The sequence below is a fragment of the Pseudomonas sp. P7779 genome (assembly GCF_013386315.1).
Classification (GTDB): domain Bacteria; phylum Pseudomonadota; class Gammaproteobacteria; order Pseudomonadales; family Pseudomonadaceae; genus Aquipseudomonas.
In genome coordinates, this window is record NZ_JACARZ010000021.1 from 1 (window position 1) to 17,236 (window position 17,236).

A 17,236-nucleotide genomic window follows, 5' to 3' on the forward strand; every position below is an offset into this window, starting at 1 on the left:
TGTAAGAGCGGAACCAATACAAGCCGTAACCGAAGGAATGGATATGTACTCAACCAAACGAAGCCCAAAAGCATGAGCCTCCTGCCCTACGCCTGGGCCAAATCCCAACGCATCCTCCTTCACCCGGGAACCCAGGGCCCGACGCTGACCATCTGCCCCTCGACCCCCGGCTGGTCCATCAGCGAGGTCCACCGCCAGTTCGGCCAAACCCACCTGATCCAGGTGCGCGACGACGAACTCGACGGCCTCCTGGCCACTGCCTACGCCGACACCGGCAGCGCCGCCGCCGTCGTGGGCGCCGCCGAAAACGAAGTCGATCTCTACCGCCTCATGCAAGACATCCCCGAAATCACCGACCTGCTCGACACCCAGGACGGCGCCCCGGTGATCCGCATGATCAACGCCTTGCTCACCCAGGCCGCCCGCGACGAAGCCAGCGACATCCACATCGAACCCTACGAAACCCACTCCGTGGTGCGCTACCGCGTCGACGGCACGCTGCGTGACGTGGTGTCCCCGCGCAAGGCCCTGCACGGCGCCTTGGTCTCACGCATCAAGATCATGGCCCAACTCGATATCGCCGAAAAACGCCTGCCCCAGGACGGCCGCATCGCCCTGCGCGTGGCCGGTCGCCCCATCGATATCCGCGTCTCCACCGTGCCCACCGGCCATGGCGAGCGCGTAGTGATGCGCCTGCTGGACAAACAAGCCGGCCGCCTGCAGCTGGAAACCCTCGGCATGGACCCCGCCGTCCTGGCCAAACTCGACACCCTGATCCGCCAACCCCACGGCATCGTGCTGGTCACCGGCCCCACCGGCAGCGGCAAGACCACCAGCCTCTACGCCGCCCTGGCCCGGCTGGATGCGAGCACCAGCAATATCCTGACCGTCGAAGACCCGGTGGAATACGACCTGCCGGGCATCAGCCAGATCCAGGTCAACGCCAAGATCGACATGACCTTCGCCCTGGCCCTGCGGGCAATCCTGCGCCAGGACCCGGACATCATCATGATCGGCGAAATCCGCGACCTGGAGACCGCACAAATTGCCGTCCAGGCCTCGCTCACGGGCCATCTGGTGCTCGCCACCCTGCACACCAACGACGCCGTCTCGGCGGTCAACCGCTTGATCGACATGGGCGTCGAACCGTTCCTGCTGGCCTCGTCACTGCTCGGCGTATTGGCCCAGCGCCTGGTGCGTCGGCTGTGCCCGCACTGCAAGCAGGAAGACCCGGCCGCGCCCGGCACCTGGCGGCCTGTCGGGTGCGCGCAGTGCAACCAGATCGGTTACAGCGGGCGTACCGGTATCCATGAATTGTTCTGCATCGACGACGAGCTGCGCGGGCTGATCCACCAGGGCGCCGGCGAGCAGGCCTTGAAGGCCGCCGCACGCCGCGCCGGCATGTTCAGCATGCGTGAGGATGGCGAACGCTGGGTACGCAGCGGCGCCACCGCCCCCGAAGAAATCCTGCGCGTAACACGGGACGCCTGATGAACCGATACCGCTACGAAGCCGCCGACGCCAGCGGCAAGCTGGAGTCCGGGCACCTTGAGGCAGACAGCCAGAGCGGCGCGTTTGCCCACCTGCGCAGCCGTGGCCTGACGGCCTTGCGGGTGCAGGTCGAGAACAACAACGAGCGTGCCGGCGGTGGCGGCCGGTTCAGCGCCAAACTCTCGGACAATGACCTGGCCTGGGCCACGCGCCAGCTGGCGAGCCTGCTCGGTGCGAGCCTGCCACTGGAGGCCGCGTTGAGCGCCACGGTGGAGCAAGCCGAGAAAAAACACATCGCCCAGACCTTGAGCGCGGTGCGCGCCGATGTGCGCAGCGGCATGCGCCTGGCCGATGCGTTGGCCGCCCGGCCCCGGGACTTTCCGTCGATCTATCGGGCGCTGATCGCGGCGGGGGAGGAGTCCGGCGACCTGGCCCAGGTCATGGAGCGCCTCGCCGACTACATCGAGGAGCGCAATAACCTGCGGGGCAAGATCCTCACGGCGTTTATCTACCCGGGCGTGGTGGGGCTGGTGTCCATCGGCATTGTGATTTTCCTGCTCAGCTACGTGGTGCCGCAGGTGGTCAGTGCGTTTTCCCAGGCTCGCCAGGACCTGCCGGGGCTGACGTTGGCGATGCTCAATGCGAGTGACTTTATCCGCGCCTGGGGCTGGCTGTGTTTTGCCGGGATCGTGGGTGGTTTCTGGAGCTGGCGCCTGTACCTGCGCAACCCCGTGGCGCGGTTGAGCTGGCACAGCCGGGTGTTGCGCCTGCCGTTGATCGGGCGTTTTGTACTGGGCCTCAACACCGCGCGGTTTGCCTCGACCCTGGCGATTCTCGGCGGGGCGGGCGTGCCGTTGTTGCGCGCCCTGGAAGCGGCGCGCCAGACCTTGTCCAACGACCGGCTGAGCCAGTGCGTCACAGATGCCACCGCCAAGGTGCGCGAGGGCGTCAACCTGGCTCCTGCGCTGGCGGTGGAAAAGGTCTTTCCGCCCGTGCTGATCCACCTGATCGCCAGCGGTGAAAAAACCGGCTCGCTGCCGCCAATGCTCGAGCGCGCGGCGCAAACCCTGTCGCGGGATATCGAGCGTCGGGCGATGGGCATGACGGCGTTGCTTGAGCCACTGATGATCGTGGTGATGGGGGCCGTGGTGTTGGTCATCGTCATGGCCGTGCTGCTGCCGATCATCGAAATCAACCAACTGGTGACCTGACTGCTGACGAAACACGATCAAAAATGTGGGAGCGGGCTTGCTCGCGAAAGCGGTGTGTCAATCAACACATGTCGCGCCTGATCCACCGCTTTCGCGAGCAATCCCGCTCCCACATTTGAATCGCGTTTCTTCAAGACTATTTTCGCGCGCCCGACACGCGGGTCCCAACCTCGGGTTCCTCATTCTATCATCTGCCCAACCCCACCACACGGCCCGTAACGCCTCCAGCCCGGTCCTCGAAATCCGCGCTGAAACCTCGCTGTCACCTCACCCCCAAACCGCTCAAAAGTGTGACCAAAACACCCGAGAATCTTTTTAAAAATCAAGCCGTTCCTCCCGAGGTTTTTTCCTTTAGCTGTCATCGGATGCTGCGAAATTTCATACCCATGGCCTCACCCCTGGGTACCCCCCGGAACACAGCCCGGGACCGAAGCCATAGCGTCATCTACCCCAACGTACAAACACGACGAAAGGAGCTTCTTCATGTTTAAGCGCAACGTTCTCGCGGTATCCATGACCCTCGCTGCACTGTGCTCGGCCCAGGCTGCCATGGCAGACATCAACGGCGGCGGCGCCACCCTGCCACAACCGCTGTACCAGACCTCCGGCGTATTGACCGCCGGTTTCGCCCCGTACATCGGCGTGGGCAGCGGCAAAGGCAAACTGGCGTTCCTGAACAACGACTACAGCCAGTTCGGCACCGGCACCAAGAACGTTCACTGGGCGGGCAGCGACTCGAAGCTGACCTCGACTGAACTGTCCACCTACGCCTCCACCAAACAAGCGACCTGGGGCAAGCTGATTCAAGTACCTTCGGTCGCCACTTCGGTTGCCATTCCATTCAACAAGGCCGGTACCAACGCAGTTGACCTGAGCGTTGATCAACTGTGCGGCGTGTTCTCGGGCCGCATCACCACCTGGAACCAACTCCCGGCTACCGGTCGCACCGGTAACATCGTGGTGGTTTACCGTAACGAAGCCAGTGGCACCACCGAGCTGTTCACCCGTTTCCTGGCGGCCAAGTGCGTCAATGAGTCCAAGAAATTTGTGGTCACCACCAACTTCGCGGACAGCTTCGGCGTGCCACCAGGCGCTGTGCCTGCCGTGACCAGCCAAGGCGTGATGACCGCACTGAACGCCGGTGATGGTCGCATTACCTACATGAGCCCGGACTATGCCGCGCCTACCTTGGCTGGCCTGGATGACGCCACCAAAGTGGCCAAGGTCGCCGGTGTTTCTCCAGCCCCTGATAACGTTTCCGCCGCCATCGCTGCTGTGCCCGTACCGGCTGCTGCCAACGTCGCCAACCAGAACGCCTGGGTACCGGTGTTTGCTGCCGCCGCCGATGCCAACGATCCAAGCGTCGTGCCTTACCCAAGCAGCGGTTATCCGATCCTGGGCTTCACCAACCTGATCTTCAGCCAGTGCTACGCCGACGCCACCCAGACCTCGCAAGTGCGTGCGTTCTTCACCCGTCACTTCGGTGCCAGCGCCTTGAACAGCAACGACAACGCGATCAAGGCCAACCGCTTCGTGCCACTGCCAGCTGCCTGGAAAGCCGCGATCACCAGCAACTTCGTTACCGCAACCAGCGCGCTGAGCATCGGCAAGTCTGATGTCTGCAACGCCATCGGTCGTCCGCTGTAACCCACGCTTTTACCGACCGGCAACACCCGATCAGCAACGGCCTGTGCCGTTGCTGATTTTTGCGTTTGCGGCTCGGCTATCAGCCTTACATGAACTTTCCATGACAGAAGTTCAGTCCCGCCCCTCGCCAACCGCCTAACTCCCATACGTGACGCACGTCGCCAGTTCCCCATGGGCAATAACAAAGAAGGAAGCTTCCTGATGGTCCGCTGCAAACCACCGGTCAACCTGAATGCCCAAGGCCCTGGCGGCCAGACGATCCTGCGCCTCAAACCCCTGGCCCAGGCGATTGCCTTGTTCATGGTGGCAGGCAGCGCCCACGCGGCGACAGCGTTCAGCTCCGGCTGGTTTGCCGACAAGGGTGCCTCCCAGGCGGCGACAGCGGCCCGCCTCAACGGGGCGCAGGTGCCGGGGATTCCATCGTTGAATCAGCAGGCGCGGGCGAACCAGCAGTTGTCACGTTCCATCAGCACGCTCAACAACAGTGTCGCGGCGATTGCGGCCCAGCAGGCCGCCCAGGCCGCTGGCCGGCAAGCGGCGCTCGGCCAGGTCTCGACGATTCCCGACGGCCTCGGCAAGGGCGGCTTGCAGGTGGACAACAGCCTGACCCAGGGCTGGACCAACGCCAAGGGCCCGACCCAGAGCCAGTCCGGTGGCAAGACCACGGTGACCATCGAGCAGACCGCCGACAAGGCGATCCTAAACTGGGAAACCTTCAACGTCGGACGCAACACCACGGTCGATTTCCAGCAGCAATCGAATTGGGCCGTGCTCAACCGTGTCAACGACCCCAACGCGCGCCCCAGCGAAATCCAGGGCCAGATCAACGCCCCTGGCACAGTGATGATCATGAACCGCAACGGGGTGATCTTCAGCGGCAGCAGCCAGGTCAATGTGCGCAACCTGGTGGCGGCCGCCGCCACCATCACCGATGACCAATTCACCCAACGCGGGATCTATGTGGATGCCAACGGCACCCAGCCGACTTTCACCGACGCGGCGGGCAAGGTCGAGGTGCAGCGCGGCGCGTTGATCCAGACTCACAACCCGGCCACCTCTACCGACGCCGGTGGCTACGCCTTGCTGCTCGGCTCGGAGGTCGAGAACGCCGGCAGCATCATCACCGCCAGGGGCCAGGCCACCCTGGCCGCCGGCGACAGTTTTTATATCCGCAAGGGCGTCGGCACCACCGGCAACGACCGCTCCACCACCCGTGGCAATGAAGTGGCCACCAGCCTCAAGGCCGGCAGCACGTCGGGCAAGGTCAGCAACAGCGGCCTGATCATGGCGTCGACCGGCGACATCACCCTCACCGGGCACCAGGTGCAGCAGAACGGCGTGGCCCTGGCCAGCACCTCGGTGGATACCCGCGGCACGATTCACTTGCTCAACGCCGCCAGCGACACCAGCGCCAGCGTGACCCTGGGCGAGGGCAGTACCACGGCGATCCTGCTGGACGCCAGCGGCAGCACCGCCCTCAACAGCCAGAAGGACAACGGCCTGATCAAGCTCGACGGCTTGCCTGCCAACCTGATCACCGGCCAGTTCAACAACCTCAGCGCGGTGGCCGATCGCACCGACCAGTCGCGGATCGAGATCGTCAGCGGCGGCACTGTGGATTTGCGCAAAGGCTCGATCACCCTGGCCACCGGCGGCCAGGTGGCGGTCAGTGCCGGCCAGCGCAGCCTGGTGCGTGACGGCGCGATGATCGACGTGTCCGGCGCGATTGGCGTCAAGGTGGCGATGGAAGCCAACAACATCAAGATCAACGTGCAAGGCAACGAACAGCGCGACGCGCCCGCCAACCGTGACGGCGGGCAATTGATCAACAACGATGTATGGGTCGACCTGCGGGACCTGGTGTTCGTCCCGGCCGGCACCAACGGCTATGCGACGGACCGCTGGTACACCGCCGGCGGGCTGCTGGAAGTCGGCGGTTACCTGGGCACCCAGGGCCACTCGGTCGGCGAGTGGATGGCCCAGGGCGGCACTGTGACGTTCACCGGCAAGGACGTGGTGACCCAGCAGGGGGCCCAGGTCAATCTGTCGGGCGGCACCGTCGATGTGCAGGCCGGCTACATCCGCCAGACCTGGCTCAAGGGGCCTGACGGCCAGCTCTATGAGCTGTCGAAAGCCCCCGGGGACATTCTCTACGCGGGGATCTACAAGGGCTTTGAAGACACCAGCGTCCGCTGGGGCCGCAGCGATTTCTACTACAACCCGCTGGTGGCCCAGCAAAGCCGCTACGAGGCGGGCTACACCGTGGGCCGCGACGCCGGCAAGCTGGTGGTGGGCACCACCAACGCGGTGCTGGAAGGCCAGTTGATCAGCGATGTATTCCAGGGCGATCGCCAGACCCAGGCACCGAATATCAACCTTGATGGTTATCAGCAGTCACAGCAGGCCATGGCCCAGCGGGCGCAGTTGATCATTGGCCAGTACACGCCGGTGTACAACAAGGCCACCGGCACCTTGCGCTACGCCTTGACCCCGACCATCGACCAGGTGCTGATCGAGAGCAGCACGCAAAAAATCGCCGACGGCCTGGACCTGGCCACTGCGCTGCCGACCGAACGCCAGGGCAAACTGGTGCTCGACAGTGACCAGCTCAATGGCTACCGATTGGGCGCGATCAAGGTCGGCGCAAAGCAGCAGATTGACGTCAATGGCGCACTCAAGGTGGCTGACGGCGGCGACATCACCCTGTTCGGCCCCGTGGTTTCAGTCAATGCCAACCTCACGGCCCACGGCGGCAGCATCAACGCGGGCAACCTGCTGAATCAGGTCGACCTCAATCGCTCCAATGCCGTTGGCGATGTGATTCTGCCGGGTATCGGCCGGCTCGATGTGGCCGCCGGAGTCAAGCTGGACAGTTCCGGGCGCTGGAATAATCTGGCGCTGGACCCTTCGGCCACTGATGGGGTGGCGTATATCAACGGTGGCAAGGTGTCGTTGCGCAGCTCCGGCGACGTGAACCTCGCGGCGGGCAGCCTGGTGGAAGCGTCGTCCGGGGCAACCATCGGCCTGGATGGCAAAGTCCGGGGCGGCAAGGGCGGCGACGTGACCGTGGGCGCACTGGGGGCTTTGGACCTGGGCGCCGAGATTCGCGGCTATGGCGTCAGCACAGGCGGCACCCTGACCTTGCAGGCCAACAAGGTGCAGATCGGCCAGAGCCCGCAGGCGCCGGATGCCAAGACCTTGCAGTTGGCCGGGGATTTTTTCAACAAGGGTTTTTCGGCCTATGACATTACCGGCAACGAAGGATTGCTGGTCGCCGATGGTACTCAGGTGGATGTGAACGTGCCGGCCTACCGGCTCTCGGAGCAGGCCGCCACGACGCCGGGTGGCGGCGATGCGGCCAGCGTGATGGAGCGCTGGACCCCGCCGTTTTACCAGGAAGACGCCAGCAAGGGCGTACTCGGCCAACGCCGTGGCGCCAGCCTGACCCTTTCCGCCGGCCACCTGGAGTCGCCTGCCGAGCAACTGCCGACAACCGCGCTGTTGGTCGGCAAGGGCGCGGTGATCAGCGTCGACCCGGGCCAGTCGATCAACCTGCGCAGCATCGGCCAACTGACGGTCGACGGCACGCTCAATGCCTGGGGTGGCAGCGTCAACCTGAACGGCCTGACCACGCGCGCGTTCGAGCCGGCCAACGCGGTTGGCCACGGCCGCTCCATCTGGCTGGGTGAAAACGCACTGATCGATGTCGCCGCCCGGGCCGCGACCGCCGTGGACAATCGCGGGAGCCAATACGGGTTGGTCCGTGACGGCGGCAAGATCAGCATCGGTGGCGAGATCAACCTGAGCACCGGCACGGTCACTGCCAGCGACCTGTTTGTGGTGGTACGCGAGGGCGCCCGGCTGGACGCGTCGGGCACGCAAGCGGTGTTGGATGTGCCGGGGCAGGGCGCAACCCGGGTGGCCAGCAATGGCGGCAGTATCAGCCTGGCGTCCAACAATGGCTTGTACCTGGACGGCAGTCTGGTAGCCCGGGCCGGCGGTGCCGGCGCAGCGGGCGGCAGCCTGAACGTAGCGCTGGACAGCCCGTATTACACCAAGAGCAGTGTCACGGATCGCGTGCTGAAGGTGCGTGAATTGGTGCTCGGCCAGACCTATCAGGCCCACCCGCTCGCCGGCACCGCCGCCGACGCGGCCGACAGCCTGGAATACGGCCACGCTCGCCTGGGCGTCGACCAGGTCAGTGCGGGCGGCTTCGACAGCCTGGCATTGATGAGCAACGGCCTGTTGAGTTTCGACGGCGATGTGTCCTTGAACATGGGCCAGAGCCTGCGCCTGTACAGCGGTGCCTTCAACCTCAGTGAGGGCGCGGCAGCCAATGCCCGGGTGAATCTGTCGGCACCGTCTCTGCTGCTGTCCGGCATGGATTCGCCGGCCCGGGAGTTCTACGTGAACCCGGTGTCGGTGTTGCCGTTACCCTCGCTGCGCGCCACCGAGGCGCAGTTCAATGCCAGCGGCAGCTTGATCGATGTGCGCGGCAGCGTGTTGTTTGGCAGCAAGGGCAAACTGCGCCAGGCCGACGACAGCCTGGTCGGCCTTGAGCGTCGCGGCTTTGATCAGGTCAACCTGACCAGCCAGGGCGATCTGCGCTTCCTGGCGGGTGCGAACCCGGACGGCGTGGCCTTGAGGGTCAGCACCCAGTTATTGACCCAGGGCGACATGACCTTGCGGGCGGCGCAGTTGTATCCGGCCACGGAGGTCGGTGCGCGGGTCATTGCCGGCTACCTGAGCGAATTCAACAGCCTCAACATCACGTTCGACCCGCTGCGCACCCTGACCATTGGCCGTACCGGCAACACGGATGCCGCGGTGCCTTACTCGGCATTCGGGCGCCTGCAACTGGGCGCCGCGACGGTGCGGCAGGGCGGTGTGGTGCGGGCGCCCCTGGGGTTGATCGATATCGGCAGCATGGGCAGCAGCCAGGTGCAATTGCTGCCGGGCAGCGTGACGTCGGTGAGCGGCAAGGGCCTGGTGCTGCCGTATGGCGGCACCCTGGACGGGCAGGTCTATAAGTACAACGGCAAGACCGTGACGTTTGTCGGCCAGGGCGGGCTGGTCAACCAGGACGCGGAACTCAGCGTCGGGGTGATTCTCGGCGGCCAGTCGGTGCAGGTGCAGCCTGAGGCTACCCTGGACCTGTCGGGCGGCGGCGAATTGCTGGGGGCCGGTTTCGTTTCCGGGCGCGGAGGCTCTACGGATGCGCGCTACAGCCCACTGGTGCAGTTTGGTGCCAATGGCGGTTTTGTGTTGCCGGGCCTGGGCACCAACCCGATTTACGCCATCGTGCCCGGGGTGCAGCCTGGCGCGGCGCCGGTGGCACCGGAGAAGGGCGCAGTCGATCCGTTGGTGGGCCAGCAGGTCACCATCGGCGCGGGAGTGCCGGGGCTGCCGGCGGGCACTTATACCCTGATGCCGTCCACCTACGCCTTGATGCCCGGCGCTTTCCGCGTCGAGATCAACGGCCTGGCCGGGCTCGGCAGTGATGCCGCCACCCAGCGCATGCGCAATGGCTCCTGGTCCACCGCCGGGCGCTTGTCCATCGCCAACACCGGGATCGGCAACAGCGTTGCCAGCCAGTTGATTTTGACCTCGGCCGATACCTTGCGTCGCTATTCCCAATACAACGAAACCAGCTACGCCCAGTTCGCCATGGCCGACGCCGCGAAACAGGGTGTGCCACGCCCGATGCTCGCCGTCGACGCCAAGACCCTGAAACTGGCCTTGCGGCCAGGGGGCGGCGCTGATGCGTTTTCGTTCCAGGGCATAGGCCGTTTTGAGGCCGCGACGGGTGGCTATGGCGGCGCGGTGGCGGTGATTGATCCAAGCAAACTGGGTATTGAAGTCGTCGCGGCGGGCAGTTCCGCAACCAGCGGTTTTTCCGGCATTACCTTCAACGATGACAGCCTCAACGCCTTGGGAGCCTCGCGTTTGATGGTGGGGGGGATGACGGCAGTTACGTATGGCCAGTCCGGGAATTACATCGTCCTGGCTGGCGGTACGAGTCGGGCCAACAGCACCGTCACGCTTCGGGAAGGTGTGACGCTCGCAGCGCCGGAAGTCTTTTTGTTGAGTGACACCAACGCGATCGTCCTGGAGCAGGGCGCATCCATCAACACCATCGGCCGTGGCAAAGCCAGCTACGACGCTCGTGACGGTTTTATCTACAAAGTCACCAATATGCTGGCGGCGTCCAACGGCTTGCTCAATGTCATTGCATTCAATACGACGGTGCCCAGCGGCGGGATCAGCATCGGTGTGTGTGACACGGGCCTGTGCAGCGGGCAAACCGGGCTGTACTCCGAAGGCAGCATCGTGGCGTTGACCAACAATACCTTCCAGTTGGGCGACCAGGTGCGCTACGGCACCCGTCACCTCAACCTGGGGGTCAACACCATTAACCTCGGCAGCGCCCAAGCCCTGGCCGCTGCCGCTGTGGCCAATCAGTTGCCGGCCGGCCTGACACTCACCCAGGCGCTTCTTGATCGCCTGCTCAAAGGTGATTCACAGTTCGGTGCGCCGGCCCTGGAAACCCTGCAGCTCTCGGCGCGGGACAGTTTCAACTTCTACGGCAGTACCTCCCTGGACACCTATGACCCACTGACGGGTAAATCGCGGCTGAGCAACCTGATGCTTGCCACTCCGGCGATCTACGGTGCCGGTGGCGCTGGCGACGTGGCCAACATTCATACCGCCAACCTGATCTGGCAGGGCGCGACCACCCCACCGGGCTCGGTGATCGCCGGCGGGGCGGGCACTGGCAGCGGGCGCCTGGATATCAACGCCGAGCGTATTGAGTTCGGCTACGGCGCCTTTGCCCAGACCAACACCGTGAGCAGTTTCGATCGCCTGGCTTTGGGCTTTGCCAGCGTGAACCTCAATGCCAGCGAGCGCATTACCGCCAACCACAAGGGCAGCCTCTCGGTGTATCAGAGCCAGGGCGCCTATGACCCGGTGAAGGGCTTCCAGTACAGCGGCGGCGACCTGAATATCCTCACCCCGCTGATGACCGGCGAAGCCGGTTCGGTGAACCGCATCACCGGAGGTGGGGCGATTGATATTGCAGCGTCCGCGGGGGCGCGTGGCAAGGCCGACGGCCAGGGCGCCGAACTGTCCCTGCAAGGCGACAGCATTCGCCTGGCCACGGCGGTAGTGCTGCCCAGCGGTAAAATCAGCCTGGGCGCCCGGGGTGATGTGGTGCTGACGGATGCGGCGTTGATCGACGTGGCCGGTCGCGCCACTGTGTTCAACGATGTGAGCCAATACGACGCGGGCGGCACGGTGCTGCTGGACAGCCGCAGCGGCAACATACTGCAGGCTGCCGGCTCGACCATCGACCTCTCGGCCAAAAACAACCAGGCCGGCAAACTGCGGGCGGTTGCGGTGGACGCGGCGGGCGGTATCGTCGACCTGCAAGGCACGATCCTCGCCGGCAGCAGTGGCTATTACGATGCGGGCGGGACCACGATGCCTTATGAGGCCGGTACCGTGGAAATCCAGGCCCAGCGCCTGGGCAGCAGCGGTTCACTGGACCAGCAGTTCGCCGACCTCAACCAGCGCCTGAATCAAGGCCAGGTGTTCGGCACACGCAGCTTCCAACTCAAGCAGGGCGACTTGACCATCGGTAATGGCCTCAAGGCCGGCACCGTCAACGTCTCCGTGGACAACGGCAGCCTGCGGGTCACCGGCCTGGTGGACGCCAGTGGCGAGCGCGTCGGCAGCATCAACCTGGCCGGCAAGCACGGCCTGACGCTGGACGGCGGCGCGGTACTCGACGCCCATGGCAGCAAGCTGCGGGTGGACAGCTACGGCAAGATCATCGATTCGCCCAACCGGGCCATGGTGGTGCTCGGCTCCGGCACCGGTCAACTGACCCTGGCCGATGGCGCACGCATCGACCTGCGCCACGGCACCGAGGCGGTCCAGGGCAATGACGGGCGCAACCGCGGCACCCTGGAACTGAATGCACCACGGCTGATCAACGTCGATGGCACCAGCAACGACATCAACATCGATGCCCATGGCCGCCTGACGATCCAGGGCGCGCGCTCGATCACCCTCAACGGCATGATCAGTTACGACGATGCGCCACTGGTCTCCGATCCGACGGCCAGCGGGCGGCCTTACCAACAGATCGACCAGGCCTACCTGGATGGCAAGCATGTGCTGAGCACGGCCTTTATCAACGGTGCATTGCTCAACCAGAACCTGCTGCAAAACAAACTCGCCGGGCTTAACAATGCAACCTACGCCGATGCCTTCCACCTGCGCCCGGGCGTGGAAATCGTCAGCAAGACCGCGGACGGTGACCTGGTGGTGCAGGGCGATCTGGACCTGTCCGGCTACCGTTACGCCAGCCTCAACCCCAACAGCCAGAAAACCTCGGTGTATGGCTCCGGTGAGTCGGGCAGCCTGACCCTGCGCGCCGGTGGCGACCTGAACATTTACGGCAGCATCAACGACGGTTTTGCGCCGCCACCGCAGACCGTCGATGACAAGGGCTGGGTGTTGTTGCCGGGCATCGACTTTACCGGCGGCACGATCATCGTGCCGGGTAACGGCATCACCCTGGCGGACGGCACGACCTTCCCGGCGGGCACCGTGCTCAACTACGACCTGCCGATCAAGGCCGTGGGCGTGGCCGCCGGTACGCGCTTGCCGACCCGGGCGACGCTGAACCAGGACCTGACGCTGCCTGCCGGTACGGTATTGGCCGCAGCGGTGTTCGACAGCGCGGGCAATGTGCTGTTTGCCGCAGGCACGTTATTGAGCCAGGCACACACCCTGGCGGCCGGCTCACAGCTGGACGCCGGCAGCCTGCTGACCCAGGACACCCGGCTCGGGGCGCTGACCTGGCCCAAAGGGGTGCCGTTGCCGACGAACTACGAGGCGCTTAACCCGACGCAAAACCACGTGACCCTCAATGGCGACATACCGCTGCCGCGCGGCGCGTTGATTCCTTCCGGCACCAACGTCAAGTTGCCGGGCGGGGCTGAGTCGGTGGCGTTGCGCCCGGAAGTGGCGGGGCGCCAGGGCAAGCTGTGGGCCCTCTCGCCGATGCTGGCCGAAGGTTCGCAATCCTGGTCGCTGCGGTTGGTTGCAGGTGCTGACACCGAGGCGGCCGACAGCCGCATCCTGCAAGCCCATCCGCGCAGCGGCGACCTGCGTTTGGCTGACAGCCACTACGGCATGTTTGCCAAGGAGATGCCCGCCAAGGGCAAGTTGACCTGGACCGCCTTCGCGGTGGAGGACTTTGCGGCCAATGGGGTGGTGGTCAAGGAAGGCGACCCGATCGACCAAAAGATCCTCGATGATTTCGGGCTGGGTTCGATTGATGATTTCTGTGGGGGCAATCCGGCGTACTGCGCCGTGAAAGTTGGCTATGTCTGGACCGAATTCGGCGCCAAGGACCTGGCGGACAACGGGATTATCGTCACCGTCGGAACGCCGATCGAGCAAAGCATCCTGGACCAGTTCGGTATCCCTTCCATCGATGAGTTCTGTGCAAGCTCGCCCGCCTACTGCCAGGCCCAAAGCGGCAAAGAGTATGCGGCGACCCCCTCCAGCAGCCGTTTCAGTGTGATTCGCACCGGTACGGGCGACCTCGAACTGCTCAGCGCCGGCAACTTGAGCATGGACTCCCTGTACGGGGTCTACACCGCCGGTACATCGTCCACTGCAACCGGTGCCAGTGACCCCTACAACCAGCCCAAGGCGCTGAACAGCGCGAAGACGGTGCTGAACGATACCAACAGTTATTTTGAACAGTTCGTCAACGGCTCATCTGACAGCCTGTACCGTGCCTGGTACCCGGAGGCAGGGGGGAATTTGAGCGTGAACGTGGGGGGCAACCTGACGGGGAATATCCTGGGAGGCGTCTTCAACCCAAGTCGGCCCAACCCCCTGGATAACGGCATCGACTCCGCCGATGTGGCCAACTGGCTGTGGCGCCAGGGCAGCGGCACGGTGAACACCGGCGGGCAGGCGCAGCCGACGGCCTGGTGGATCAATTTCGGTAGCTATACCGCCAACGCCTCCAAGGCTGATGCGTTCGTCGGGTTTACCGGTTTCGGCACCCTCGGCGGCGGTGACGTGGATGTACAGGTAGGCGGGGATGCCGGTGTGCTTCGGCGCATGGACGGCAACCCAATGTCGGCCTCTGCCAACCCGCGCAGCCAGGGGCTGGTGCTGGCGGTTGGCAGTACCGGGCGGGTTGCCGGTGATGGCAGCCTGCAGTTGACGGGCGGTGGTGATCTGCGGGTGCGTATCGGTGGCGCCCTGAACCCTGGCAGCGTGGTTGATGTAAACGATCAGAACGGCCAGTTGGTGAATATCCGGGGCAATGTCCAACTGCAAAGTGCGACCACGGGCCGGATCGACCTGACCTACGGCAGCAACAGCTCTGAGCAGAGCCCGGGCGAAACCCGCGCATTCGATCCGTTCCAGGCGACCCGTGGTCGGGCAGTGGGGGGTATCACCCTGGTGCCGGGGGATGCCACATTCAACCTGACCACATTGGGTGACCTGGTGCTGCAGCAAGTGATTGACCCGGGCCGTGTCGTCCTGCTGAACAACTCATCGTTTACCCGTGGCGGGACGAGTGGGACCGGCGAAAGTTGGTTCTCGTTGTGGACCGGTCACACGGCAATCGACCTGTTTTCAGCGGGGGGCAACTTGACGCCATCTGTCTCCGCCGCAGCGTCCGACCTGGCAACTGTCTACCCATCGATCGTTCGAGCGACGGCGGCTGGCGGCAGTATTTATTACGGTAACGCCGTCCTGGGGTACCAAGCCGATACGAGTCCGATAAATGCCTTGGTGCTCGCCCCCGGTGCCAGCAGCCAGTTGCAATTCCTGGCCCATGACTCGATTTATGCGGGCGGTATGTTTGTCACGCCTTCCGGGGCCGACCCCAGCATCATGGCCACACCTTGGCGGCCGGCGTTCGTCGGGACCATTGATGGTCAGGTGGTTGCCGATGGCAACAATCTGTCGGAGAACGGTAGCTCGTCGGGTTCCATTCCGCGTCCTTTGTTTGCCTTTGGCTCCGCCACGGCGTCGGCAGCCGCTTACGCGCCAACGGAACCGGCGCGGTTCTATGCCTTGACCGGCGATCTGGTGGGGGTCAGCAGCGGCCGGACCCTGACGTTCAATTCTTCCCCCTCGTTTTTGCATTCAGGGCAGACCTGGTACGAGGGTAACGGGCCAGTTTGGATGATGGCGGGGCGAGACATTGTCAGCAGTGGCAGCCGTTTTAATACGGCCCCTGGTGCGGTCAGCGAGCAGTCGACCGGCAACCTGTTCATCCACAACAACCCCACTGACATCTCCATCGTCTCCGCCGGGCGCGACATTCTGTACAGCAACTTCCAGGTTGCCGGTCCTGGCCTGCTGGAAGTGACGGCGGGCGGCAATATCCTGATGTCCGGGCGTGACCCGGCGAAGGGCGGCGAAGTCAGCATCACCAGCCTGGGCCCGGTGGTCGCGGGCGACAACCGCCCTGGCGCAGGCATCGTCATGCAAGCTGGCGTCGGCCCCAACGGCCCGGATTACCGGCGCTTTGTCGAGGCCTACCTGGACCCGGCCAACCTCGTCCAGCCAGGCGAAGCCCTGTCGATCCAGGGCGGCAAGGTCGCCAAGACCTATGAGAACGAACTGGTCACCTGGCTCGCCGAGCGCTTCGGTTTCGTCGGCACCCGCGAGCAGGCCCGCGCGGTTTACGCCGCACTGCCCGCTGAACAGCAACGGGTGTTCGCCCGTGATGTGTACTTCGCCGAACTCAAGGCCGCCGGCCGTGAGTACAACGCGGTGGGCGGTGTGCGCCAGGGCAGCTATGTACGGGGGCGTGCAGCGATTGCCGCGCTGTTCCCGGACAAGGACGTGGCCGGCAACCCGATCACCTACAAGGGCGATATCACGTTGTTCGGCGGCTCGGGTGTACACACCAATTTCGGTGGCTCGATCCAGATGCTCACCCCGGGCGGTGGGCAGACCTTCGGCATCGAAGGCGCGGCACCGCCGTCCACCGCCGGTGTGATCACCCAGGGCGCCGGCGATATCCAGCTGTATTCCATGGGCAGCATCCTGCTGGGCCAGAGCCGCATCATGACCACCTTCGGCGGCTCGATCATGGGCTGGTCCGGCGAGGGCGACATCAACGCCGGTCGCGGATCCAAGACCACCGTGGTGTACACGCCGCCCAAGCGTGTCTACGACAACTGGGGCAACGTGACCCTGTCGCCGGCGGTGCCGAGCACCGGGGCGGGGATTGCCACCTTGAACCCGATTCCGGAAGTGCCGGCCGGAGACATCGACCTGATCGCCCCGCTGGGCACCATCGATGCGGGTGAGGCGGGGATTCGGGTCTCGGGCAACATCAACATTGCCGCGTTGCGCGTCGTAAACGCCGCCAACATCCAGACCCAGGGCAAGTCGTCCGGGGTGCCGGTGTCGGCGGCGGTAAACACCGGGGCCATGACCTCGGCGAGCGCAGCCGGTGCGGCGGCGTCCCAGGCGGCGGAAGATGCCGCGCGCAGCCAGCAGGCGGCGGCCAAACAGGGCCGGGCGTCGATTGTCACGGTGGAAGTGTTGAGCTTTGGCAGCGAGCCAGTGGAGCGCAAGCCGGAGGACGGGCAGAAGACCTCGGGCTACAACCCCAACAGCCCGGTGCAGGTACTCGGCGCCGGACCGTTGAGTGACCAGGCGCGGGCGCGGTTGACGGATGAGGAGCGCCAGCAGATCAGCTTGTAGTTTTAGAAAAGGACCTCTCGTTGTATTTGGGGCGATCATTGATCGCCCCTTTTTTTCGTCTTGGGGGCCCGGCTTTCCCAGGTGGGATGGTGGTGCGGTCGAGCCGGTAGTCACTGAGGCCG

4 protein-coding genes are annotated in these 17,236 nt (G+C 64.6%); all 4 read left to right on the forward strand.

The window, feature by feature from the left end:
- Positions 1-72 precede the first annotated feature (72 nt).
- Complete coding sequence (gspE, locus tag HX869_RS08045) at positions 73-1,491, forward strand: type II secretion system ATPase GspE (RefSeq protein WP_178902958.1); 1,419 nt, start codon at positions 73-75, stop codon at positions 1,489-1,491.
- On the forward strand, positions 1,491-2,702 hold the full coding sequence (gene gspF, locus HX869_RS08050) for a type II secretion system inner membrane protein GspF (RefSeq protein ID WP_177080281.1): 1,212 nt from the start codon (positions 1,491-1,493) through the stop codon (positions 2,700-2,702). Before gspE ends, gspF begins: the two co-directional genes overlap by 1 nt.
- A 483-nt stretch (positions 2,703-3,185) precedes the next feature.
- Positions 3,186-4,349, forward strand: coding sequence for a substrate-binding domain-containing protein (locus HX869_RS08055; protein ID WP_003210472.1), 1,164 nt, complete (start codon positions 3,186-3,188; stop codon positions 4,347-4,349).
- Between the two features lie 201 nt (positions 4,350-4,550).
- A complete protein-coding gene (locus HX869_RS08060; protein WP_178902959.1) occupies positions 4,551-17,114 on the forward strand; it encodes a filamentous hemagglutinin family protein in 12,564 nt (4,187 codons plus the stop codon).
- Positions 17,115-17,236: the final 122 nt, after the last annotated feature.